The organism is Clavibacter tessellarius (assembly GCF_001618005.1).
GTDB lineage: Bacteria > Actinomycetota > Actinomycetes > Actinomycetales > Microbacteriaceae > Clavibacter > Clavibacter tessellarius_A.
Window position 1 is genome coordinate 32,135 of record NZ_LQXA01000049.1, and the last position, 21,480, is coordinate 53,614.

18 protein-coding genes and 1 tRNA gene are annotated in these 21,480 nt (G+C 72.4%); 15 read left to right on the forward strand and 4 right to left on the reverse strand.

The window, feature by feature from the left end; translation table 11 throughout:
• Positions 1–77: 77 nt before the first annotated feature.
• Positions 78–1,085: an LLM class flavin-dependent oxidoreductase gene (locus AWH51_RS13260; RefSeq protein WP_063072534.1), complete on the forward strand. Its 1,008-nt coding sequence runs from the start codon at positions 78–80 to the stop codon at positions 1,083–1,085.
• 46 nt (positions 1,086–1,131) lie between these two features.
• Positions 1,132–1,494 (forward strand): TraR/DksA C4-type zinc finger protein, encoded by a 363-nt coding sequence (locus AWH51_RS13265; RefSeq protein WP_107490210.1) that lies wholly within the window; start codon positions 1,132–1,134, stop codon positions 1,492–1,494.
• A 21-nt stretch (positions 1,495–1,515) separates the two neighbouring features.
• Here AWH51_RS13265 and AWH51_RS13270 read toward each other — a convergent pair whose 3' ends face one another.
• Positions 1,516–2,019, reverse strand: a complete 504-nt coding sequence (locus AWH51_RS13270) for a MarR family winged helix-turn-helix transcriptional regulator (RefSeq protein ID WP_063072536.1) — start codon at positions 2,017–2,019, stop codon at positions 1,516–1,518.
• Positions 2,020–2,119: 100 nt separating this feature from the next.
• Here AWH51_RS13270 and AWH51_RS13275 point away from each other — a divergent pair, with 100 nt between their 5' ends.
• The 4 genes from AWH51_RS13275 to AWH51_RS13290 all read left to right on the forward strand — a co-directional run bounded on the left by AWH51_RS13275 (position 2,120) and on the right by AWH51_RS13290 (position 5,762).
• Entirely contained in the window at positions 2,120–2,980 is an 861-nt protein-coding gene (locus AWH51_RS13275) for a HEAT repeat domain-containing protein (RefSeq protein WP_081235128.1), read from the forward strand.
• A 121-nt stretch (positions 2,981–3,101) separates the two neighbouring features.
• A tRNA-Gln gene (locus tag AWH51_RS13280) sits at positions 3,102–3,173 on the forward strand.
• Between the two features lie 51 nt (positions 3,174–3,224).
• Complete coding sequence (gene glmU, locus AWH51_RS13285; protein ID WP_081235129.1) at positions 3,225–4,751, forward strand: bifunctional UDP-N-acetylglucosamine diphosphorylase/glucosamine-1-phosphate N-acetyltransferase GlmU; 1,527 nt, start codon at positions 3,225–3,227, stop codon at positions 4,749–4,751.
• A 33-nt stretch (positions 4,752–4,784) separates the two neighbouring features.
• Positions 4,785–5,762: a ribose-phosphate diphosphokinase gene (locus tag AWH51_RS13290; RefSeq protein ID WP_063072537.1), complete on the forward strand. Its 978-nt coding sequence runs from the start codon at positions 4,785–4,787 to the stop codon at positions 5,760–5,762.
• A 49-nt stretch (positions 5,763–5,811) separates the two neighbouring features.
• Here the strand turns inward: AWH51_RS13290 and AWH51_RS13295 are convergent, their stop codons facing one another.
• Positions 5,812–6,186: a hypothetical protein gene (locus tag AWH51_RS13295; protein WP_063072538.1), complete on the reverse strand. Its 375-nt coding sequence runs from the start codon at positions 6,184–6,186 to the stop codon at positions 5,812–5,814.
• Between the two features lie 158 nt (positions 6,187–6,344).
• On the opposite strand from AWH51_RS13295, the gene AWH51_RS13300 reads away from it, so the two are divergent.
• On the forward strand, positions 6,345–6,788 hold the full coding sequence (locus AWH51_RS13300; protein ID WP_131798141.1) for a hypothetical protein: 444 nt from the start codon (positions 6,345–6,347) through the stop codon (positions 6,786–6,788).
• A 70-nt stretch (positions 6,789–6,858) separates the two neighbouring features.
• Here the strand turns inward: AWH51_RS13300 and gndA are convergent, their stop codons facing one another.
• Positions 6,859–8,313, reverse strand: coding sequence for an NADP-dependent phosphogluconate dehydrogenase (gene gndA / locus AWH51_RS13305; protein ID WP_063072540.1), 1,455 nt, complete (start codon positions 8,311–8,313; stop codon positions 6,859–6,861).
• Positions 8,314–8,453: 140 nt separating this feature from the next.
• On the opposite strand from gndA, the gene AWH51_RS13310 reads away from it, so the two are divergent.
• From AWH51_RS13310 to mfd, 4 genes are all read left to right on the forward strand, one after another.
• Positions 8,454–10,397 (forward strand): gluconokinase, GntK/IdnK-type, encoded by a 1,944-nt coding sequence (locus tag AWH51_RS13310; protein ID WP_254654583.1) that lies wholly within the window; start codon positions 8,454–8,456, stop codon positions 10,395–10,397.
• A gap of 170 nt (positions 10,398–10,567) precedes the next feature.
• Positions 10,568–11,206, forward strand: coding sequence for a 50S ribosomal protein L25/general stress protein Ctc (locus tag AWH51_RS13315; RefSeq protein ID WP_063072542.1), 639 nt, complete (start codon positions 10,568–10,570; stop codon positions 11,204–11,206).
• A gap of 134 nt (positions 11,207–11,340) precedes the next feature.
• Positions 11,341–11,928: an aminoacyl-tRNA hydrolase gene (gene pth / locus AWH51_RS13320; RefSeq protein WP_063072543.1), complete on the forward strand. Its 588-nt coding sequence runs from the start codon at positions 11,341–11,343 to the stop codon at positions 11,926–11,928.
• Positions 11,929–12,016: 88 nt separating this feature from the next.
• Positions 12,017–15,649: a transcription-repair coupling factor gene (gene mfd / locus AWH51_RS13325; protein WP_063072544.1), complete on the forward strand. Its 3,633-nt coding sequence runs from the start codon at positions 12,017–12,019 to the stop codon at positions 15,647–15,649.
• Here the strand turns inward: mfd and AWH51_RS13330 are convergent.
• Positions 15,632–16,810: a hypothetical protein gene (locus tag AWH51_RS13330; protein ID WP_131798142.1), complete on the reverse strand. Its 1,179-nt coding sequence runs from the start codon at positions 16,808–16,810 to the stop codon at positions 15,632–15,634. The two genes, mfd and AWH51_RS13330, sit on opposite strands and share 18 nt — an antisense overlap.
• Before the next feature lie 165 nt (positions 16,811–16,975).
• On the opposite strand from AWH51_RS13330, the gene AWH51_RS13335 reads away from it, so the two are divergent.
• From AWH51_RS13335 to eno, 4 genes are all read left to right on the forward strand, one after another.
• A complete protein-coding gene (locus AWH51_RS13335) occupies positions 16,976–17,698 on the forward strand; it encodes a MazG family protein (protein WP_063072546.1) in 723 nt (240 codons plus the stop codon).
• Between the two features lie 250 nt (positions 17,699–17,948).
• Positions 17,949–18,584, forward strand: a complete 636-nt coding sequence (locus tag AWH51_RS13340) for a TetR/AcrR family transcriptional regulator (RefSeq protein ID WP_063072547.1) — start codon at positions 17,949–17,951, stop codon at positions 18,582–18,584.
• A 42-nt stretch (positions 18,585–18,626) separates the two neighbouring features.
• Positions 18,627–19,934: a histidine--tRNA ligase gene (gene hisS, locus AWH51_RS13345; protein ID WP_063072548.1), complete on the forward strand. Its 1,308-nt coding sequence runs from the start codon at positions 18,627–18,629 to the stop codon at positions 19,932–19,934.
• A 115-nt stretch (positions 19,935–20,049) separates the two neighbouring features.
• Complete coding sequence (eno, locus tag AWH51_RS13350) at positions 20,050–21,330, forward strand: phosphopyruvate hydratase (RefSeq protein ID WP_063072549.1); 1,281 nt, start codon at positions 20,050–20,052, stop codon at positions 21,328–21,330.
• Positions 21,331–21,480 lie beyond the last annotated feature (150 nt).

Here is a 21,480-nt window from a genome sequence, read left to right on the forward strand (position 1 = left end):
CCCGCCCGCGACGCGCCCGGATCCGCGCCTCCCGCACGGCCAGGAACACTCGCGGCCGTCCCGCTGTTGACCCCTGCATGACCGTCCCGCTCTCCATCCTCGACCTCGCTCCCATCGCCCCCGGGGAGACGGCCCGCGACAGCTTCGCCGCCTCCGTCGCCCTCGCCCAGCAGGCCGAGCGGAGCGGGTACCGCCGCGTCTGGTACGCGGAGCACCACAACATGGCCACCATCGCGTCGAGCGCGACGAGCGTGCTCATCGCCCACGTCGCGAGCCAGACGTCCACCATCCGGCTCGGCTCCGGCGGCGTCATGCTCCCGAACCACTCGCCGCTCGCCATCGCCGAGCAGTTCGGCACGCTCGAGACGCTGCACCCGGGCCGCATCGACCTCGGCCTCGGCCGCGCCCCCGGCAGCGACCAGGCCACCTTCCGCGCCCTCCGCCGCGACCCGGGATCGTCCGACCGCTTCCCCGAGGACGTCGTCGAGCTGCAGGGCTTCCTCTCCGGCGAGAGCCAGGTGCCCGGCGTCTCCGCGACGCCCGGCGCGGGCACGCGCGTGCCCCTCTACATCCTCGGCTCCTCGCTCTTCGGCGCGCAGCTGGCCGCCGCCCTCGGCCTGCCGTACGCCTTCGCGTCGCACTTCGCTCCCGACGCCCTCCTCGAGGCGATCCGCATCTACCGCCGCGACTTCCGCCCGTCCGAGCAGCTCCAGGAGCCGTACGCGATCGCGGGCATCAACGCCATCGCGGCCGACGACCGCGCCGACGCCGAGCGCCAGTTCGCCGCCGTCCGACGCGCGCGCCTGATGATGCTGCTCCGCCAGAGCGGCCAGATCCCGGCCACGCAGACCTTCACCGACGACGAGCTCGACCGCCTCCTCGAGGCCCCGGTTGGCGCGCACGTCGCCAGCATGATGACCTACACCGGCATCGGCACGGGCGCCGAGGTGTCCGACTACGCGAACCGGTTCGCGGAGCAGGCCGGGGTCGACGAGGTCATCGTCGGTCACGCCTCGCAGCGCACGCCCGAGCGCCTCCGCTCGGTCGAGCTGCTCGCGGACGCGCACGCCCTCGTCGCCGCGTAGGGGCCCGGTGCCCGAGGGCGTCGCGTCGGGGGATCCGGCGTCCCACCTGCCAGCCCCTGCTCCGGAGGGGGCCGCGCACCCGGACCCGCGCGCGGCCCTCGCCGCGCTGCGGGCCGACACGCTCGCGCTGATCCGCGGGCTCGACCGTGACGTCGCGGCCATCGTCGAGGCGCGCCAGGACGCCAACTCCGACGACGAGCACGACCCCGAGGGCGCGACCCTCGCGTTCGAGCGCTCGCAGTCCGACGCGATGATCCGCGAGGCCCGCGTGCGCCTCGCGGACGTCGACGCCGCGGTCGCCCGCCTCGACGCGGGCGCCTACGGCCGCTGCGAGGTCTGCGGCGAGCCGATCCCGGCGGGCCGGCTGGAGATCCGCCCGGCCGCGCGCCGCTGCGTCGCGCACGCCTGAGCGCGCGCCACGAGGTGCCGCTCAGGCCCCGTCGTCGTCGAAGTCGAGGATGAGCTGCCGCAGCAGCCCCGCGAGCACGTCCCGGTCGCCCGCCGCCATCGTCTCCAGCAGCTCGGCCTCCTCGGCCACGAGCCGCGTGATCGCGGTGTCGACCCGCGAGCGCCCGGCGTCCGACATGACGACGAGGATCCCGCGCCCGTCGTGCGGGTCCGTCCGCCGCTCCACGAGCCCGCGCGCCACCAGCCGGTCGATCCGGTTCGTCATCGTGCCGGAGGAGACGAGCGTCTGCTGCAGGAGCGCCTTCGGGCTCAGCTGGTAGGGATCACCCGCCCGCCGGAGCGCCGACAGCACGTCGAACTCCCACGACTCGAGCTCCGACTCCTGGAACGCGGAGCGCCGTGCGCGCTCGAGCAGCCGCGACAGCCGGCCGACCCGCGACAGCACCTCGAGCGGGGAGAAGTCGAGGTCGGGCCGCTCGCGCCGCCACGCGTCGACGATGCGGTCGACCTCGTCGCGGCTGGGCATCCCCCCATCATGCCGGTCCGGGCACTCGCGCCCGCGCCGCCGGCGCACCCGCGGGGGAGGGGCTGCTCCTCCCGCGTCGTCGGCTGCCATCCTGTCGCCCATGTCGCCGAGCGGATCCCCCGACCAGCCCTCCCGCCCCACCGAGCCGACCACCGCCCCCGCGGCGCTGGTGGCCGCGCTCGCGGATCCCGACCGCGACGTCCGGCAGGAGGCGGCGCTCGCCCTCGGGGAGCGGGCGGACGAGGCGACCCTCGGCGCGGTGCTGGAGCGGCTCTGGGCCGAGCCCGACTTCTTCGTGCGTGAGACCCTCACCTGGGCCGTCGCCCGGGTCGGCGCCCCCGCGATCCCCGGCGTGCGCCAGGCGCTCGGCGCCGACCGGAGCAGCGGGGTGCGCACGCAGGCGCTGCACGTCCTGAGCAAGATCGCGCATCCGTCGACGGTCGACGATCTCGTGCCGCTCATCGACGACGCGGACGAGGCCGTCGCCGCGAAGGCGCGCTGGGCCCTCGCGCGGATCGGCGACGCCCGCGCGGTACCGCTCGTCGCCGCGCACCTCGGGGCGGCGGACGCGGAGGCGCGGAACGCGCTCACCGACGTCCTCGCGGCGTTCGGATCCGCCGCCGTGCCGACGCTCGTCGTGGCCCTCGGGGACGCGCGGTCGGTGGTGCGCGCGCAGGCCGCGGAGGCACTGGGGCGCATCGGGAGCCCGGATGCGGATCCGGCCGTGGCGGCGCTCGGCTCGGCCGCGGAGGACGCCGACGCCGAGGCGGCCGTGTCGGCCCTCATGGCGCTGGGGGCGATCGACGGGGAGGACGCACGGTCGGCGATCCAGCGGGCGACGACCGCCGGGGATCCGCGCGTCCGGGCCGTCGCGGAGCGGCTCGCGTCGCGTCCGCCCCGGCGGTCCCGGCTCGAGGAGGCCCGGGCCGCCCGGGCCGCGCGCCTCGCCCGCGAGGGCTGAGCCGAGCGCATCCCGGGGCCGCGCGGGCACGGCGTCCGCCCCCGCGCGCCGTCTCCGACCCGGCGGACCGCATCACCCCCGTCTGGCAGACTCGACCTGCGCACGGCCGGGCCGTGAGCGGTCCGCCTTGGTGTAACGGCAGCACTTCAGCCTTTGGAGCTGTGAGGTCCAGGTTCGAATCCTGGGGGCGGAGCGACGCCATCCGGCCGCGCCGGACAGACGCAGAGCAGATCAGGGAGAGCGCATGACCGACTCAGACAGCACGCCGAGGACCCGCGAGATCCCCATCGTGACGGGCGAGCTCGACGTGGACGGCGAGCCGCGCAGCCCCTCCATCGCCGTCGTGATCCTCGCGGCCGGCCAGGGCACCCGCATGCGCTCGCGCCTCCCCAAGGTCCTGCACCGCCTCGCCGGCCTGCCGCTCGTCGGCCACGTGCTCGCGACGGCCGAGGAGCTGGGCGCGCGCCACATCGTCACGGTGGTCCGCCACGAGCGCGACCAGGTGGTCGAGGTCGTGCGGGAGCTGTCCCCCCAGGCCCTCGTCGTCGACCAGGACGAGATCCCCGGCACCGGCCGCGCGGTCGAGATGGGCATCACCGCCCTGCCCGACGGCTTCACGGGCCAGGTCGTCGTGCTGTCCGGCGACGTGCCCCTGCTCGACGCCGCGACGCTGCGCTCGCTCGTCTCCGCGCATCGCCAGGCGCGCAACGACCTCACGCTCCTCACCGCCCGACTGCAGGACCCGACCGGCAACGGCCGCATCATCCGCGGCCAGGACGGCGCGTTCGAGGCCATCGTCGAGCAGAAGGACGCGACCGGCGAGCAGCTCCGCATCGACGAGGTCAACGCCGGCGTCTACGTCTTCGACGCCGAGGCGCTCCGGCAGACCCTCGGCGCCATCGGCACCGAGAACGCGCAGCACGAGAAGTACCTCACCGACGCGGCCGACGTGATCCGCCGCGCGGGCGGCGCCATCGAGGCCCTGCCCGTGCGCGACAGCTGGCTCGTCGCCGGCATCAACGACCGCGTGCAGCTCACGGCCGCGGCCACCGAGCTGAACGCGCGCATCATCCGCCGCTGGCAGCTCGCGGGCGCGACCATCGAGGACCCGCGCACCACCTGGATCGACGTGAAGGCGACGCTCGCCGCCGACGTCACGATCCTCCCGGGCACGCAGATCCTGGGCGCCTCCACGGTCGCGACGGGCGCCACCGTCGGCCCCGACACCACGCTCCGCGACACCGAGGTGGGGGAGGACGCGGTGGTCCGCCGCACGGACGCGCAGCTCGCGGTCATCGGCGCCCGCGCCACGGTCGGCCCGTTCTCCTTCCTGCGCCCCGGCACGCGCCTCGGCGACGACGGCAAGATCGGCGCGTACGTCGAGACGAAGAACGTCGAGATCGGCGAGCACAGCAAGGTCCCGCACCTCAGCTACGTCGGCGACGCGACCATCGGCGCGCACACGAACATCGGCGCGGGGGCGGTCTTCGCCAACTACGACGGGCACGCCAAGCACCACACGGAGGTGGGCGACCACGTGCACCTCGGCTCGCGGAACGTCCTCGTCGCACCGGTTAGGATCGGTACCGGCTCCTACACGGGTGCCGGTGCCGTCATCCGCAAGGACGTCCCGCCCGGCGCACTCGGCATCTCGGTGGCGCCGCAACGCAACATGGTCGGCTGGACCGAGGCCAAGCGACCGGGCACCCCCGAGGCCCGGGCCGCCGTCGAGGCCGCCGACGGGCGGGAGGACGACGCGTCCGACGCCTGAGAACACCGAGCAGCACTGACGAAACGGAGTCCCGTGTCCGCAATCAAGACTGCTGGTGAGAAGCGGCTCGTGATCGTCACCGGTCGAGCCCACCCCGAGCTCGCCGAGCAGATCGCGGAGGAGCTCGAGACGACCCTCGTGCACACGGACGCGCGGACCTTCGCCAACGGCGAGCTCTACATCCGGTACGACGAGAGCGTGCGCGGCAGCGACGCGTTCGTCATCCAGTCGCACACGGCGCCCATCAACGAGTGGCTCATGGAGCAGCTCATCATGGTGGATGCGATGAAGCGCGCCTCCGCCAAGCGCATCACGGTGGTCGCGCCCTTCTACCCCTACGCGCGTCAGGACAAGAAGGGCCGCGGCCGCGAGCCCATCTCCGCCCGCCTCGTCGCCGACCTGTTCAAGGCCGCGGGCGCCGACCGCATCATGTCGGTCGACCTGCACGCCGCGCAGATCCAGGGCTTCTTCGACGGCCCCGTCGACCACCTCTTCGCGATGCCCGTGCTCCTCGAGCACATGCGCTCCGTGCTCGACTCCAAGACCCTCACGGTCGTCTCGCCCGACATGGGCCGCGTGCGCGTCGCCGACATCTGGAGCGACAAGCTCGGCGCCCCGCTCGCCATCATCCACAAGCGCCGCGACCCGAAGGTGCACAACCAGGTCACCGTGCACGAGATCGTCGGCGACGTCGCCGGCCGGGTGTGCCTCCTGGTGGACGACCTCATCGACACCGGCCGCACCATCGTCTCGGCTGCCGAGGCGCTGAAGAAGAACGGCGCCACGGGCGTCGTGGTCGCGGCCACGCACGCGGTCTTCTCCGACCCGGCCACGCAGATCCTGAACAGCCCGCACATCGACTCGGTCGTGGTCACGGACTCGCTCCCGATCCCGCAGGAGAAGCGCTGGGACAAGCTCACGGTGCTGCCCATCGCGCCGCTGCTGGCCCGCGCGATCCACGAGGTGTTCGACGACGGATCCGTCACGAGCATGTTCGACGGCGCGGCCTAGGAATCCAGCGCCGGACCCCGGTGCGCCGCCCGCGCGGGCGGCTCCCGGATCAGTCCCGCGAGTTCCGCTCCACGACCTCGCGCGCGACGCGTCCCGAGGGGATGACCCCGAGCGAGACGATGTGCTCGTCGCCGCCGAACGCGTACTTCGTGTAGCACTCGTAGCCCACGACGCCGGGGCCGAACAGCTGGAACCGCACCTCGTACGAGGGGGAGTCGGGCCGCTCGAACTGCACGAAGTCGGCGCACGCCATGTCGGCCGTGCTCGCGCCGACGCGCACCATGGTGACGGCGCCGGGGAGCAGCAGGCTCACGATCCCGACCACGACGACGACCCGCATCACCAGCAGCGTCCGCTTGCTGCGCAGGCTCCGCGGGCCGTGCGGCTCGTAGCCGGCCAGCTCCGGGTGCTCGTCGTCGTCCATCCCGTCCAGTCTGACAGAGGCCCGCAGCCGAGCGGATGCCGCGCTGGGTGCTCACGTGTGAGGCATCCGCGCGTGGAGGGCGGGGGCGCGCATACGCTGCCGGCGACCGCGGCGCACGGTCCGCGGTCTCCCTCGACGAGGACGGAAGGACGAGAGCGATGAGGAATGCCATGCGCGCGGCGGCGATGATGCCGGCCGCGCTGCTCACGATCGGGCTGGGGGTGACGGGTGCGGTGATGGGCCCGGCGACCGCCGCGAATGCACAGCCCAACTACCGCGTGTGCGGGGTCTTCAACTCCGCGAAGGGCGGCAACTACGGCACCGGTCTGGTGGCGAAGATCTACAAGGACGACGAGAACAACGAGACGTGCTCCCAGAAGATCGACTTCATGCGCGCCTACTACGACCAGGCCTACCCCACGTCGAGCGGCCGCCTCTCCTTCGTCATGGTGACGTGCGAGGTCTTCAGCACCCGGGTGGGGGCGGAAGGGGGGTCGGACCTCTGCTACGACATGGACGTCAACCTGATCTACAAGTACACCTCGAAGTACGACGCCAAGTACCCGGGCGGTGCCGCGGGCGTCTCCTTCTGGCACAGGTGAGCGTCCCCTGACGTGTGCGAGCCCGCCGGTCCTCGACCGGCGGGCTCGTGTCGTGCGGGGGGAGAAGCGCCTAGTGCGTGTCCTCCGCCTCGACCTCGGAGCGGTCACCGGACCACAGCGTGTGGAAGGTGCCCTCCCTGTCGGTGCGGTGGTACGTGTGCGCGCCGAAGAAGTCGCGCTGGCCCTGGACGAGCGCGGCGGGCAGGCGCTCGGAGGCGAGCGAGTCGTAGTAGCTGAGCGCCGACGCGAAGCCGGGCACCGGGATCCCGGACAGCGCGGCGACCGAGACGACCCGGCGCCACGCCTGCTCGCCGTCGGCGACGGCCTTCGCGAAGTACGGGTCCTCGAGCAGCGTCGCGAGACCCGAGTCCTTCTCGTACGCCTCGACGATGCGGTTGAGGAACTGCGCGCGGATGATGCAGCCGCCGCGCCAGATCTCCGCGACCTTGCCCTTGTCGATGTCCCAGCCGTACTCCTTCGCGCCCGCGATGATCGCGTCGAAGCCCTGCGCGTACGCGACGACCTTGCTCGCGTAGAGCGCGGCGCGCACGTCGTCCTCGAAGGTGTCGCCGCCGGACTGGATATCCGGACGGCTCGTGATGGTGGCCTGCACGGCCTTCCGCTGCTCGGGCTTGGAGGACACGGCGCGCGCGAACACGGCCTCCGCGATCCCGCCGACCGGCACGCCGAGGCCCACCGAGTTCTGCACCGTCCAGACGCCCGTGCCCTTCGATCCGGCCTGGTCGACGATGACGTCGACGAGCGGCTTCCCGGTCGACGCGTCCGTCTGGCGGAGCACCTCGGCGGTGATCTCGATGAGGTACGACTCGAGGTCGCCCCCGTTCCACTCCTCGAACACGTCCGCGATGGCGTCCGGCTCGTGGCCGCCCACGCGGCGGAGGAGGTCGAACGACTCGGCGATGAGCTGCATGTCGGCGTACTCGATGCCGTTGTGGATCATCTTCACGAAGTGGCCGGCGCCGTCGGTGCCGATGTGGGTCACGCAGGGCTTCCCCTCCGCGACCGCGGCGATCGACTCGAGGATGGGGCCGAGCGTCTCGTACGCCTCGGCCGTGCCGCCGGGCATGATGCTCGGGCCCTTGAGCGCGCCCTCCTCGCCGCCGGAGATGCCGGCGCCGACGAAGTGGAGGCCCTTCGCGCGGACCTCCTTCTCGCGGCGGATCGTGTCGGTGAACAGCGCGTTGCCGCCGTCGACGATGATGTCGCCCTCCTCGAACGCCTCGGTCAGCTGCTCGATGACGGCGTCGGTGCCGCGTCCGGCCTTGACCATGATGATCGCGGTGCGGGGCCGCTGGAGCGACGCCGCGAACTCCTCGATCGTGGTGGCGGCGACGAAGCCGGCCTCGGGATGCTCCTCGACGAGGTCGGTGGTCTTCTGGGTGGTGCGGTTGTACACGGCGACCGTGTTGCCCTCGCGGCTCGCGAGGTTGCGGGCGAGGTTCGACCCCATCACCGCGAGCCCCACCACGCCGATGTTGGCCGTGCCCTGCTGGTCATCTGACATCTGATGCCTCCTTGTCGACAGTCGTGCTCAGGCTACTCGCGGGCCCCCGACCGTCAGCGGGACGTCGGGGAGCGTCTCGTAGGATGGACGGGCGCTCCACAGTGGGTGCGCCGCACGAGTTCCTCACCGAACCGCAGGGAGTGATCCGCATCGACGCCGTCCGCCCGTTCCCGCCCGTGATCGTGATGGGGGTCTCCGGCTCCGGGAAGTCCACCGTGGGCGAGATCCTCGCGCAGGACGCCGGCGTCCCGTTCCTCGACGGAGACGACCTGCACCCCGAGTCGAACCGCCGCAAGATGGCCGAGGGCCACGCCCTCGACGACGACGACCGCCGCCCCTGGCTCGAGGAGGTGGGCCGCGCGCTCGCCGGTCGGCCCGAGGGCGGGCCCGTCGTCGCGTGCAGCGCGCTGAAGCGCGACTACCGCGACATCCTCCGGGCCGCCGCGCCCGATGCCGTCTTCGTGCACCTCGCCGGCGACCACGACCTGCTCGCCGAGCGCCTGGGCTCCCGCGAGGGCCACTTCATGCCGTCGAGCCTCCTCGCGTCGCAGCTGCGCACGCTCGAGCCGCTCGGCGACGACGAGCAGGGCATCACGCTCGACATCACCGACGACCCCGTCGCCCTCGCCGACGCCGCCGTGCGCGAGCTGCTCCCGGGCGGGCGCACGGCGTCGCCCGGGCGGCTCGACGACGCGCCCGCCACCTCGACGGAGCCCGCGGCCGCGGTGCCCGAGGCGGACGTCCCCGCGCTCGTGCGGGAGGCCAGATCCGACGACGACGTGCCCCGCGCCGACGCGGCCTCCCCGTCGACCGTCGCCGACGGCGCCCCCGCCGCCGCCGTGCACGAGCCCATCCGGGTCGCGATCGTCGGCTGCGGCGTCATCGGCACGCACCACGCGCGCGTCCTCGCCGAGCACCCCGACTTCCGGGTCGCGGCCCTCGTCGACGTCACCGACGCGACCGCCCAGGAGCTCGCGGACGTGGTCGTCGACGAGCTGCACGCGGAGCGCCCGCGGGTCTTCGCGCGCCTCGGCGACCTCATCCGCGAGGACGCCGCCGAGCTCGTCGTGATCTGCACCCCGAGCGGCCTGCACATCGGCCTCGCCGAGGAGGCGCTCGCCGCGGGGCTCCACGTGGTCATCGAGAAGCCGCTCGACGTCGACCTGGCTCGCGGTCGCCGCATCGCGGAGCTCGCGCGCGAGGCGGCCGGGCGGGGGATCCTCTCCACCGTCATCAGCCAGCACCGCTTCAACCCGTCGAGCGTCGTCGTCGACCGGGCCGTGCGCTCGGGCCGCCTCGGCCGCCTCACGTCCGCGGTCGCGAGCGCGCCGTGGTGGCGCAGCCAGGGCTTCTACGACTCCGGCCACTGGCGCGGTACCTGGGACCTCGACGGCGGCGGCGCCCTCATGAACCAGGGCGTCCACACGCTCGACCTGCTCGTCTCCTACCTCGGCCGCCCGGTCGAGGTCTACGCGCAGACGGCGCTGCTCGCGCACGACGGCATCGAGGTGGAGGACGTCGCGGTGGCCGTGATCCGCTTCGCGTCGGGCGCGCTCGCCACCATGCAGGCGACCACCGCCGGCTACCCGGGTCTCGACACCCGGGTGCAGGTGCAGGGCACGCGCGGATCCGCCGTGATCGAGGCCGGCTCCCTCACCTACTTCCACGCGGCGCCCGAGTCGGGCGTGCCCGCGCAGGCGGACGTGCGCAACGACGCCGAGCTCGAGATGCACGACGCCGACCTGCCGCGCTCGCCGCGCCTCGACAACACCTACCTCGAGGGGCACTATCGCCAGTACGACGACATCGCGGACGCGCTCCGCACCGGCCGCCCCGCGGGCGTCACGGTGGACGACGCGTTCCTCTCGCTCGCCACCGTGGTGAGCGTCTACGTGTCGGCCACGCTCGGCACCCCCGTCGCGTTCGAGGACGTCGTCGACGGCGTTCACGACGGCCTGCGCCTCCGCGTCGGGCAGTCGACGCCGCCCGCGCCGGGGTCTCCCGGGCCGGCCGACCCGTCGCCCGCCGCGCCCGCGTCCCGGCGCGACGACGGGACGTCGACCGGGGAGCCGTCCGTCCGGTAGCATCGGGGGTTGAACTTCGGCGAGGGATCGCGGGAGCCGTGCGCGAGCACGGCGGCGGTCCGTTATCGACGCGGTGGACGGGGCTCGCACCTCATTCCTCACGCGCAAGCGTTCGAGCAGACGACAGGCACACGACGCGAGCCCTCACGGGCCGCACTAGGAGCGACACCATGGTTGACAACAACCTCACCGCGGAGCTGCGCACGCAGTTCGGCAAGGGCGCGGCCCGCAAGATCCGCGCGGTCGGCAAGATCCCCGCGGTCATCTACGGCCACGGCACCGACCCGCAGCACGTCACGCTGCCGGGCCACGAGCTCATGCTCATCATCCGCAAGGCCAACCAGATCATCACGCTCGACATCGAGGGCACGCCGCAGCTGGCGCTCGTGAAGGACGTCCAGAAGGACCCGGTCCGCCAGATCATCGAGCACGTCGACCTCATCGTCGTCCGCCAGGGCGAGCGCGTCGAGGTCGAGGTCCCGATCCACGTCGAGGGCGAGTCCTACCCGGGCACGATCCACAGCCTCGAGAACACGTCCATCACGGTCGAGGTCGAGGCCACGCACATCCCCGAGAGCTTCGTCGTCTCCATCGAGGGCTTCGAGGACGGCACGCAGGTCACGGCCGGCCAGGTCACCCTGCCCGCCGGCGCCACGCTGGTCACCGACCCCGAGACGCTCGTGCTCGCGGTCTCCGTGCCCCAGCTCGACCTCACGACCGACGCGGAGGACGCGGCGGCCGAGGGCGACGCCGGTGTCGGCGTCACGGACGACGGCGCCACGGGCGACCAGTCGGGCGACGACAAGTAGCACCCGCCGCGGCCCCGGCCGCGCACGCACGACCAGCACCACGGAGCCCGTCGGCCGCCGTCCGGGACACCGGCCGCGGCCGGCGGGCTCCGCGCATCCGCCCCGGATGCACCGACCTACCGAGGAGAGCGCACGTGGACGACCGGACCCTGCTCGTGGTCGGCCTCGGCAACCCCGGCCCGCAGTACGCGGGCACCCGGCACAACGTCGGGCAGATGGCCCTCGACGTGCTCGCCGACCGGATGCGCGCCACGTTCCGCTCGCACCGCGCCAACGCGCAGGTCGCCGAGGGCCGCGCGGTGCCCGGCGGGCCGAAGCTCATCCTCGCGAAGCCCAGCTCGTTCATGAACCTGTCCGGCGGCCCGGTCGCCAACCTCCTCAAGTACTTCTCGCTCGAGGCCTCCCAGCTCGTGGTCGCGCACGACGAGCTCGACATCCCGTTCGATGCGATGAAGCTCAAGCAGGGCGGCGGGCACGGCGGCCACAACGGCATCCGCGACATCATCTCCTCCGCCGGAACGGGCGACTTCACGCGCGTGCGCATCGGCATCGGCCGCCCGCCCGGTCGCCAGGACGCCGCCGACTTCGTGCTGAAGCCCTTCTCCTCCACCGAGCGCCAGGTGCTGCCGAACGTGCTCGAGGACGCGGCCGACGCCATCGAGATGATCGCGTCCGACGGCCTCATCGCGGCGCAGCTGCGCTTCCACACCGCCGCATCCTGACCACCCGGCCCGCTCCCGTCCGGTGCAGGTCCGTCCGCCCACGGCGGACGACGCCGGTCGTGTCGGCGGCGGCGCGTACGATCGTCGGGTGATCCTCCAGGGCTTGATCCCGGCGCTCTCGCGCGCCTCCACGTTCGACGACGCCCTCGCATCGGCCTCCCGCGACGCCGACTTCTCCCTCACCGAGGGGCTCCAGGGGCCGCTGCTCGCGGGGCTCCTGCGCCAGCGCATCCAGCGCGGCATCCCGGGGTGCCTGCTCGTCGTCACCGCCACCGGCCGCGAGTCGGAGGGCATGCGCCGCAGCCTCGACGCCGTGCTGCCGGATGCGGAGATCCTCGAGTTCCCGGCCTGGGAGACGCTGCCGCACGAGCGGCTCAGCCCGAGCGCCGAGATCGTCGGGAAGCGGATCCACGCCCTCCGCCGCATGGAGCAGTGGCACGCCGCGCTCGGCCAGGGTGCGCGCGAGGTCCCGGCCGACCAGGTGCGCCCGCTCGTCATCGTCGCCTCGGTGCGCGCCGCGCTGCAGCCCGTCGCCGACAACCTCACCGAGCTGCCGCCCGTGCAGCTCGCCACCGGCAGCCGCGGCCACGACCTGTCGGAGCTCGCGGTCCGCCTCGTCGACCTCGCGTACTCGCGCGTCGACATGGTCACGCGCCGCGGCGAGTTCGCGGTGCGCGGCGGCATCCTCGACGTCTTCCCGCCCGTCTCCGACCACCCCGTGCGCGTCGAGTTCTTCGGCGACGAGGTCGACCAGATGCGGCCCTTCGCGGTCGCCGACCAGCGCTCGCTGGAGGAGGAGATCACCTCGGTCGAGCTGCCGCCGAGCCGCGAGCTGCTGCTGAGCGCACCCGTGCGCCAGCGCGCCCGCGAGATGCAGCACGAGTTCCCGAACCTGCAGCAGATGCTCGCGAAGATCGCGGAGGGCATCCCGGTGGAGGGCATGGAGTCGCTGGCGCCCGCGCTCGTCGACCGGCTCGTGCCGGTCACGCACTACCTCCCGGTGGACGCGGCCATCGCCGTCGTCTCGCCCGAGCGCGTCTCCACGCGCGCGCAGAGCCTGGCGGACACGAACCGCGAGTTCCTCGACGCCGCGTGGAACGCCGCCACCGCGGGAGCCCAGGCGCCCATCGACCTCGCGTCCGGCGACTTCCTCTCGCTCGGCCGCCTCCGGGATGCGCGCGGCCCGCGCCGCTGGTGGACTCTCTCCGGCTTCCAGGCCACCGACGTGCTCCCGGAGGATCTCGGCATCGACGAGGTCATGACCGTGCGCATCGACGCGGATCCCGTGCCGAGCTTCGCGGGCAACGCCGACGGCGCCATCGAGCACGTGCGCGAGCGCCTCGCCGCCGGGTGGAGCGTGGGCGTCGTGGCGCAGGGATCCGGCCTCGTCGAGCGCGCCGACACCGTGCTGCGCGAGGCGGGCGTGCCCGCGCGCGTGGTCGAGGAGTTCCCCGCCGAGCCCGAGCCCGGCATCGCCTACCTCCTGCGCTCCGCGATCGACGCGGGCTTCGAGATGCCCGAGGTGAAGCTCGCGCTCCTCACCGAGAGCGAGTTCTACGGACGCGCCGCCGGCTACGACAGCCGCCAGGTCAAGAAGCTCGCCACCCGGCGCAAGAACGTGGTGGATCCCCTGCAGCTCAAGACCGGCGACCACGTCGTGCACACCACGCACGGCATCGGCAAGTTCGTGGAGCTGACGCAGCGCGAGGTCTCCTCGGGCGGGCGCAACGCCGTGAAGACGCGGCGCGAGTACCTCGTCATCGAGTACGCGCCCTCGAAGCGCGGCTACCCGGGCGACAAGCTCTTCGTGCCCACCGACCAGCTCGACCTCCTCAGCCGCTACGTCGGCGGGGAGGAGCCCGCCCTCAGCAAGATGGGCGGCAGCGACTGGGCCGCCGCCAAGGGCAAGGCGCGCCGGGCCGTCCGCGACATCGCGGTCGAGCTCGTGAAGCTGTACTCCGCGCGCATGGCGTCGCGCGGGCACTCCTTCCCGCCGGACACCCCGTGGCAGCGCGAGCTCGAGGAGGCGTTCCCCTTCATGGAGACGCCCGACCAGCTCACCGTCATCGACGAGGTCAAGCGCGACATGGAGAGCCCCATCCCGATGGACCGGCTCGTCTCCGGCGACGTCGGCTTCGGCAAGACCGAGATCGCGGTGCGCGCCGCGTTCAAGGCCGTGCAGGACGGCAAGCAGGTCGTGATGCTCGTGCCCACGACGCTCCTCGTGAAGCAGCACTTCGAGACGTTCTCCGAGCGCTTCGCCGGGTTCCCCGTGCACCTGCGACAGCTCAGCCGGTTCCAGACCGACAAGGAGTCGCGCGAGACCATCAAGGGCCTGGAGGACGGCTCCGTCGACGTGGTCATCGGCACGCACCGCCTGCTCACGGGCAGCATCGCGTTCAAGGACGTGGGGCTCGTCATCATCGACGAGGAGCAGCGGTTCGGCGTCGAGCACAAGGACGCGCTGAAGAAGCTCAAGGCCAACGTCGACATCCTCGCGATGTCGGCCACGCCGATCCCGCGCACGCTCGAGATGGCGGTCACCGGCATCCGCGAGATGTCGACGCTCGCGACGCCGCCGGAGGACCGGCACCCGATCCTCACCTTCGTGGGCCCGAACAGCGAGAAGCAGATCGCCGCCGCCATCCGCCGCGAGCTGCTGCGCGAGGGGCAGGTGTTCTTCGTGCACAACCGCGTCTCGAGCATCAACCGCGTCGCGTCGGAGCTCGCCGAGCTCGTGCCCGAGGCGCGCGTCGCCGTGGCGCACGGGAAGATGAGCGAGGCGATGCTGGAGCAGGTCATCGTCGACTTCTGGGAGCGCAAGTTCGACGTGCTCGTGTCGACCACCATCATCGAGACCGGCCTCGACATCGCCAACGCGAACACGCTGATCATCGACCGGGCCGACAAGTACGGCCTCAGCCAGCTGCACCAGCTGCGCGGGCGCGTCGGCCGCGGCCGGGAGCGCGCGTACGCGTACTTCCTCTACGACGCCGACAAGCCGCTGTCCGAGACCGCGCACGACCGGCTGTCCACCATCGCGGCGAACAACGAGCTGGGATCCGGCATGCAGGTCGCGCTCAAGGACCTCGAGATCCGCGGCGCGGGCAACCTGCTGGGCGGCGAGCAGTCCGGCCACATCCAGGGCGTGGGCTTCGATCTCTACCTGCGCATGATCGGCGAGGCCGTCTCCACGTTCCGCGGCGACGTCGCCGAGGGCCAGACCGAGCTGCGGCTCGAGCTGCCGGTCGACGCGCACATCCCCGAGGAGTACGTCGACAGCGAGCGGCTGCGCCTCGAGGCGTACCAGAAGCTCTCGACCGCGGCCTCGCCCACGGCGACGGACGACCAGATCGACCGGGTCATCGAGGAGCTCTCCGACCGCTACGGCGAGCCGCCCGTGGAGGTCGACAACCTCGTGCGCGTCTCGCGCCTGCGTCGCGTCGCGCAGCGGGCCGGGCTCAGCGAGGTCGTCGCGATGGGGCCGAACCTCCGCATCGCGCCGGCCGACCTCGCCGACAGCAAGCAGGTGCGCCTGCAACGCATGTACCCGGGCAGCAAGCTGTTCGCGCAGACGAATGCCGTGACCGTGCCCCTGCCGAAGCGCGACGGCGAGCCGCTCCCCGACGCCGAGCTCGTGGACTGGGTGAGGCAGCTGCTCGACGCCGTCTTCACGGTGGAGCCGGCGCCGGCGGCGAAGGAGTCAGCGCCGAAGGCGTGATAGGAGGCGGGCGATCACGTCGTTTCCCGGGGCGCCGCCGACGCGGCGGGGGGAGCGAGCGCAACGGACGCAGTGGTTCACCTGAGCTAGGAATTGGGCTTGGGCTTGGGCTTGGGCCACAGTCGCGGTCTCCGCATCCCGAGCCTTGAGTCGGCTGACTCTGGCCTCTAATCGTGTGACCGCCTGACCGACATTTCTTTTGTAAATGCCCGCCAGGGCTCCGGAAAGAGAAACATCAATAATCCATTGGGGAGTCTCGGCGGGAAGCCGAAGAAAGAGCGCGGGTGCTGCGAGCTTGATGAAGAGGATGAGCAGGCCTTCTGCATCGCCGACTCCGGAGGTCGCGAGGATGCTGAGATCGACTATCGCGAACATCATCACGTACATCAGATAGGCTGCAACTCTTATGGCGAACGCGCCAAGGCGCTTCTCCGTCACGAGAGTGTCTGCGCTCAGCTCCATCAGGAGGATCAAGGCCATGGTCGAGTATGCGCTCGACAGGCCGAAGGCAGTCCAGAACGGGAGACCATGCTGTCCGGCTACGGCTGCGGTTCCCCACCCCATGAGCACTCCGTACGCGCAGGTCGTCGCGTATGCGATCGCTGTGGTGCTAGCCGCCGCCGGGGCGTCTTCCTTACGTTCTTTTGCACTCTTCAGGCTCGCTTGGGTGTCCTTGAGCTGCACCGCGAAATCGGGCACGATGTAACGACCGATTTCGACCCCAAAATACCAGCATGCGATCCCCGTAGGGATGGTCACAACCAACAGTGGAGCTGTTTCGGGCGCGACGATCACCGCGGCTATCTCGAATACGCAGAGTGCGAGCGCGGCTGACGCGAAGAGCACCCCTATCCAGCCGACGCTTCTGCGAATACTCGCCTTGTGTCGTTGGCTTTCGAAGGTGGCTTGGCCCCCGACCGAGATTCCAAAGAGCACGAGGGTCGTCGCGAGGAACAGCGAGTTCGCGGCGATCGACGAAGGGTTGAGTGCCTTGCCCCATTCGGCAATCCACTCGAACCGCAGTGGCTGTTGGCTAGATCCGGAATTCCGCAGACCTGCGACGGATACTCCCACGAAGAACAACATCACCGTTCCCGCGGACGTGCGGATGTGCACGTCGCGCCGTCGTGCCGGAAGTGCGTCTGTCTGGTTCTCTGTCACAAGGTCTCCTCGCCTGCTCCTCTGGCAAAGAAGGTACTAGTGGCAATACGGCTCGCAAATCTGGTTCCTACGAGCCGAAGGGGGCACGAGAGTGTGCCTGGGACTCCGCGCCGCCCAGGGGCGAAGGGACCCGAACCGCATAGACCCCGATGCGAGACTGGCGGGATGAGCGAGCCCGCCATCCCGTCCGCATCCGCCGCCCCCGCCCCCGCATTCGACCCGAGCGCGGCCGACGCCGTCGCCGCCCTCGCCGACGCCATGGCCGCGCTCCGCGCGCCCGACGGGTGCGTGTGGAACCGGGAGCAGACGCATCGCTCGCTCGTGCCGTACCTCATCGAGGAGAGCCACGAGCTGGTCGAGGCGATCGAGACCGGCGACGTGGAGGGCATGCGCGAGGAGCTCGCCGACGTGCTCCTCCAGGTGGTCTTCCACGCCGACATCGCGCGCACGGAGGGGGAGGGCTTCGACCTCGCCGACGTCGCGCGCACCGCCACGGACAAGATGGTGCGCCGCCACCCGCACGTCTTCGGCGACGAGCGCGCCGACACCGTGGAGGAGGTCCTCCGCGTCTGGGGCGCCGCCAAGGACCGGGAGAAGTCGGCCCGCACGAGCGTGCTCGACGGGATCCCCGCGGGCATGCCGTCGCTCGCGCTCGCCGACAAGCTGCTCGGCAGAGCGGAGCGGATCGGCCTGCTCGACCCCGACGCGCCCGCGGCCATCCCGGTGGACGACGAGGACGACCTCGGCCGGCTGCTGCTCGCGGTCGTGGTGTCGGCGAGATCGCGCGGGCTCGACGCGGAGCGCGCGCTGCGGACGACGCTGCGGTCGCTCACGGACGAGATCCGCACGGCCGAGCCGCCACGCGAGGTGGATCCCGCCGGGAGCTGACACCCGGCGGGGCACGGGCTCGGGCTCGGGCGTCGAGCCGAGGTCGAGCCGGGCTCGGCCGGCGTCGGGAGCGCCGACGCGGGCCGGAGCGCGTGACGCGTCGTCCGGCCCGCGGGGGCGCGGCCCGGGATTTACCCGATCCCGGGGCGCCTGGTCCGCCGCATCCACCCGAAGGAGACAGCGGACAGTCCGAGCCCCACCACCGTACGGGCCTTCGTCGAGCGTCCATCACAGGCGTTATGGTGACGGGGTGGCAGCTCCGGATCCGCATCGCCGCCAGGACCTGCTGGCCCACATCCTCGACCACCTCCGCACGCACCCGCTCCAGTCGGTGACCTTCCGCGGCCTCGCCGAGGCGCTCGGCGAGAGCACCTTCGTGCTCGTCTACCACTTCGGATCCAAGGCGCGGCTGCTCGAGGCGGCGATGGACGCGATCGACGTGCGCCAGGCGGAGATGGTGGACGGCGATCCGCGCGCGATCCCCGCCACCGAGCTGCGCGCCTGGGCGACGCAGGCGTGGCGCTGGCGGCTCACCGACGTCAACCGCGACTTCCAGCGGCTCGAGTTCGAGGCCGCGCTCCTCCGCAGCCGCGACGGCCAGGTGCGCCCGGACGCCATCGCGAGCGTCGCCGCGTGGCGGCGGTTCGGGCTCGACTGGATGACGGCGCACGGCGTGCCCGAGGACGTCGCCGTCGACACGGCCGACCTCCTCCAGGCCGGGTCGTACGGCCTCCAGTTCGACTTCGTGATCTCCGGCGACCGCGTCCGGGCCATGCGCGGCTTCGAGGCGCTCGTCGACGCGTTCGTCCCGCGCATCCGGCCGTGGCTCGACCTGCCGGACCGCCCGCGCGCCCCCGGCTCGCCCGACCGGCACCGCGCCGACTGACCGCGCGCCGGACGCCCGCCCGCCGCCTGACAGAATCGGGGGATGCCCCAGCAGATCACGCCGCCCCGCGGCATGCGCGACTTCCTGCCCGCCGAGAAGGCCCGCCGCGAGCAGGCGCTCGCCATCATCCGCCGCACCTACCGCGCGCACGGCTTCGACGAGATCGAGACGCCCGTCGTGGAGGAGTCCGGCCGGCTGCACGCGGGCCTCGGCGGCGACAACGAGAAGCTCGCCTACTCGGTGCTGAAGCGCGGCCTCTCGGGCGACGACCTGCACGCGGCCGCCGACGCCGGCGACGTGCTCGCCCTGTCCGACCTCGGCCTCCGCTTCGACCTCACGGTGCCGCTCGCGCGGTTCTACGCCTCGCACCGCGCGGAGCTGCCGGGCGTCTTCCGGTCGATCCAGGCCGCGCCCGTCTGGCGCGCCGAGCGCCCGCAGAAGGGCCGCTACCGCCAGTTCATGCAGTGCGACATCGACATCATCGGCGAGGCCGGCCAGCTGGCCGAGGTCGAGCTGATCTCCGCCACCGCGGCCACGCTCGCGGCGCTCGGCCTCACGGGCTGCACCATCCGGGTCAACGACCGGCGCCTCCTCGCCGGGATCCTCGACTTCTGCGGCTTCGCGCCCGACCGGCAGGCGCAGGCGCTCATCAGCATCGACAAGCTCGACAAGATCGGCGCCGCGGGCGTCGTGGCGGAGCTCGCCGAGGGCGGGGCAGATGCGGCGGCCGTGCTCGGCGGGATCCTCGAGCGCATCGAGCCCGCGCTCGCCGACGGCGGCGTGCCGCTCACGACCGAGGCGATCACCGCGATCCTCCCCGCCGGCGTCGACCCCGACGCGGTGGCCGACCTCGAGACGCTGGCGGACGCGCTCGTCGGCCTGCCCGAGGGCGTCACGCTCCGCTTCGACCCGACCCTCGTGCGCGGCATGGGCTACTACACGGGCACGATCTTCGAGATCGCGCACCCGGCATCCGGCAGCTCGGTGGGCGGCGGCGGCCGCTACGACGGCATGATCGGCCGGTTCCTCGGCCAGGACGTGCCGGCCGCGGGCTTCTCCATCGGCTTCGAGCGGATCGTCGACCTGGCCGTCCTCCCCGCCGCGGAGGACGCCGGCGCGATCGCCCTCGTGCACGACCGGCGCACGCCCGTCGCGGTGCTCGCGCGCCTCAAGGCCGAGCTCGTGGCGTCCGGGCGCCGGGTGCGGTTGGAGCCGCGGCCGAAGAACGTCGCGCCGCTCCTCGAGGCGCTCAAGCAGCAGGGCTTCCGCACGTTCGCGGCCGTCGACGCCGACACGGCGGATGCCGCGAGCCTCCAGGAGCGCTCGCTCGACGGCGGCCCGCGCGGCTGATCCGTCACCTGCGCGACACCTGCGCGGGGGCGCCGTCGCCCGCGGCCCGCGAGGGGCCCGCGGCTAGGATGGACCCGACTTCCCACCCCCCACCGCAACGCAAGGAGACCATTCCGTGGCAGCCATCGAAGCAGTCAACGCACGCGAGATCCTCGACTCCCGGGGCAACCCGACCGTCGAGGTCGAGGTGCTCCTCGAGGACGGCACGTTCACGCGTGCCGCCGTCCCGTCCGGCGCCTCCACCGGCGCGTTCGAGGCGTACGAGCTGCGCGACGGCGACGCGGGCCGCTACCTGGGCAAGGGCGTCCAGAAGGCCGTGGCAGCGGTGCGCGACGAGATCGCCCCCGCCATCCAGGACCTCGACGCGGCCGACCAGCGCATCATCGACGCCACGATGATCGAGCTCGACGGCACCGAGAACAAGTCGCGCCTGGGCGCGAACGCGCTCCTCGGCGTCTCCCTCGCGGTGGCGAAGGCCGCGGCCGACTCGGCCGAGCTGCCCCTCTACCGCTACCTCGGCGGCCCGAACGCGCACACGCTGCCCGTCCCGATGCTCAACGTCATCAACGGCGGCTCGCACGCCGACACCAACGTCGACATCCAGGAGTTCATGCTCCTCCCCGTCGGCGCGTCCACCTTCTCCGAGGGCCTGCGCTGGGGCGTCGAGACGTACCACGCGCTCAAGAGCCTGCTGAAGGAGAAGGGCCTGTCCACCGGCCTCGGCGACGAGGGCGGCTTCGCCCCGAACCTCGACAGCAACCGCGCCGCGCTCGACCTGCTCATGGAGGCCATCGAGTCCGCCGGCTTCACCGCCGGCAAGCAGATCGCGCTCGGCCTCGACGTCGCGTCCAGCGAGTTCTACTCCGACGGCGCCTACACGTTCGAGGGCCAGAAGGTCGACGCGGCGCACCTGACCGCGTACTTCGCGGACCTCGTCGCGTCCTACCCCCTCATCACCATCGAGGACCCGCTGGACGAGGACGACTGGGCCGGCTACGACCACTTCACCGCCGAGCTCGGCTCGAAGGTGCAGATCGTCGGCGACGACCTCTTCGTCACGAACCCGAAGCGCCTGGCCGACGGCATCACGCGCGGCGTCGCCAACTCGATCCTCGTCAAGGTCAACCAGATCGGCACGCTCACCGAGACGCTCGACGCGGTCGCCCTCGCGCAGCGCAGCGGCTACACCACGGTGCTCTCGCACCGCTCGGGCGAGACCGAGGACACCACCATCGCCGACCTCGCGGTCGCGGTGGAGGCCGGCCAGATCAAGACCGGCGCCCCCGCCCGCAGCGAGCGCGTCGCGAAGTACAACCAGCTCCTCCGCATCGAGCAGGACCTCGGCGCCGCCGCGGTCTACGCCGGTCGCGGCGCCTTCCCGCGCTTCCAGGGCTGATCCGCCCGTTCGGCCCGCGCCCTCGGGGGCGGGCGGACCGGCGGCGCACCACCGACGACGCGGCGGTGCCCGACATGCGGGTCTGGGCGGTGAAGGGCACGTCGACGCCGCGGGGCAGCGTCGCGGTGTCCACGCCCTGGGCGACGGCGA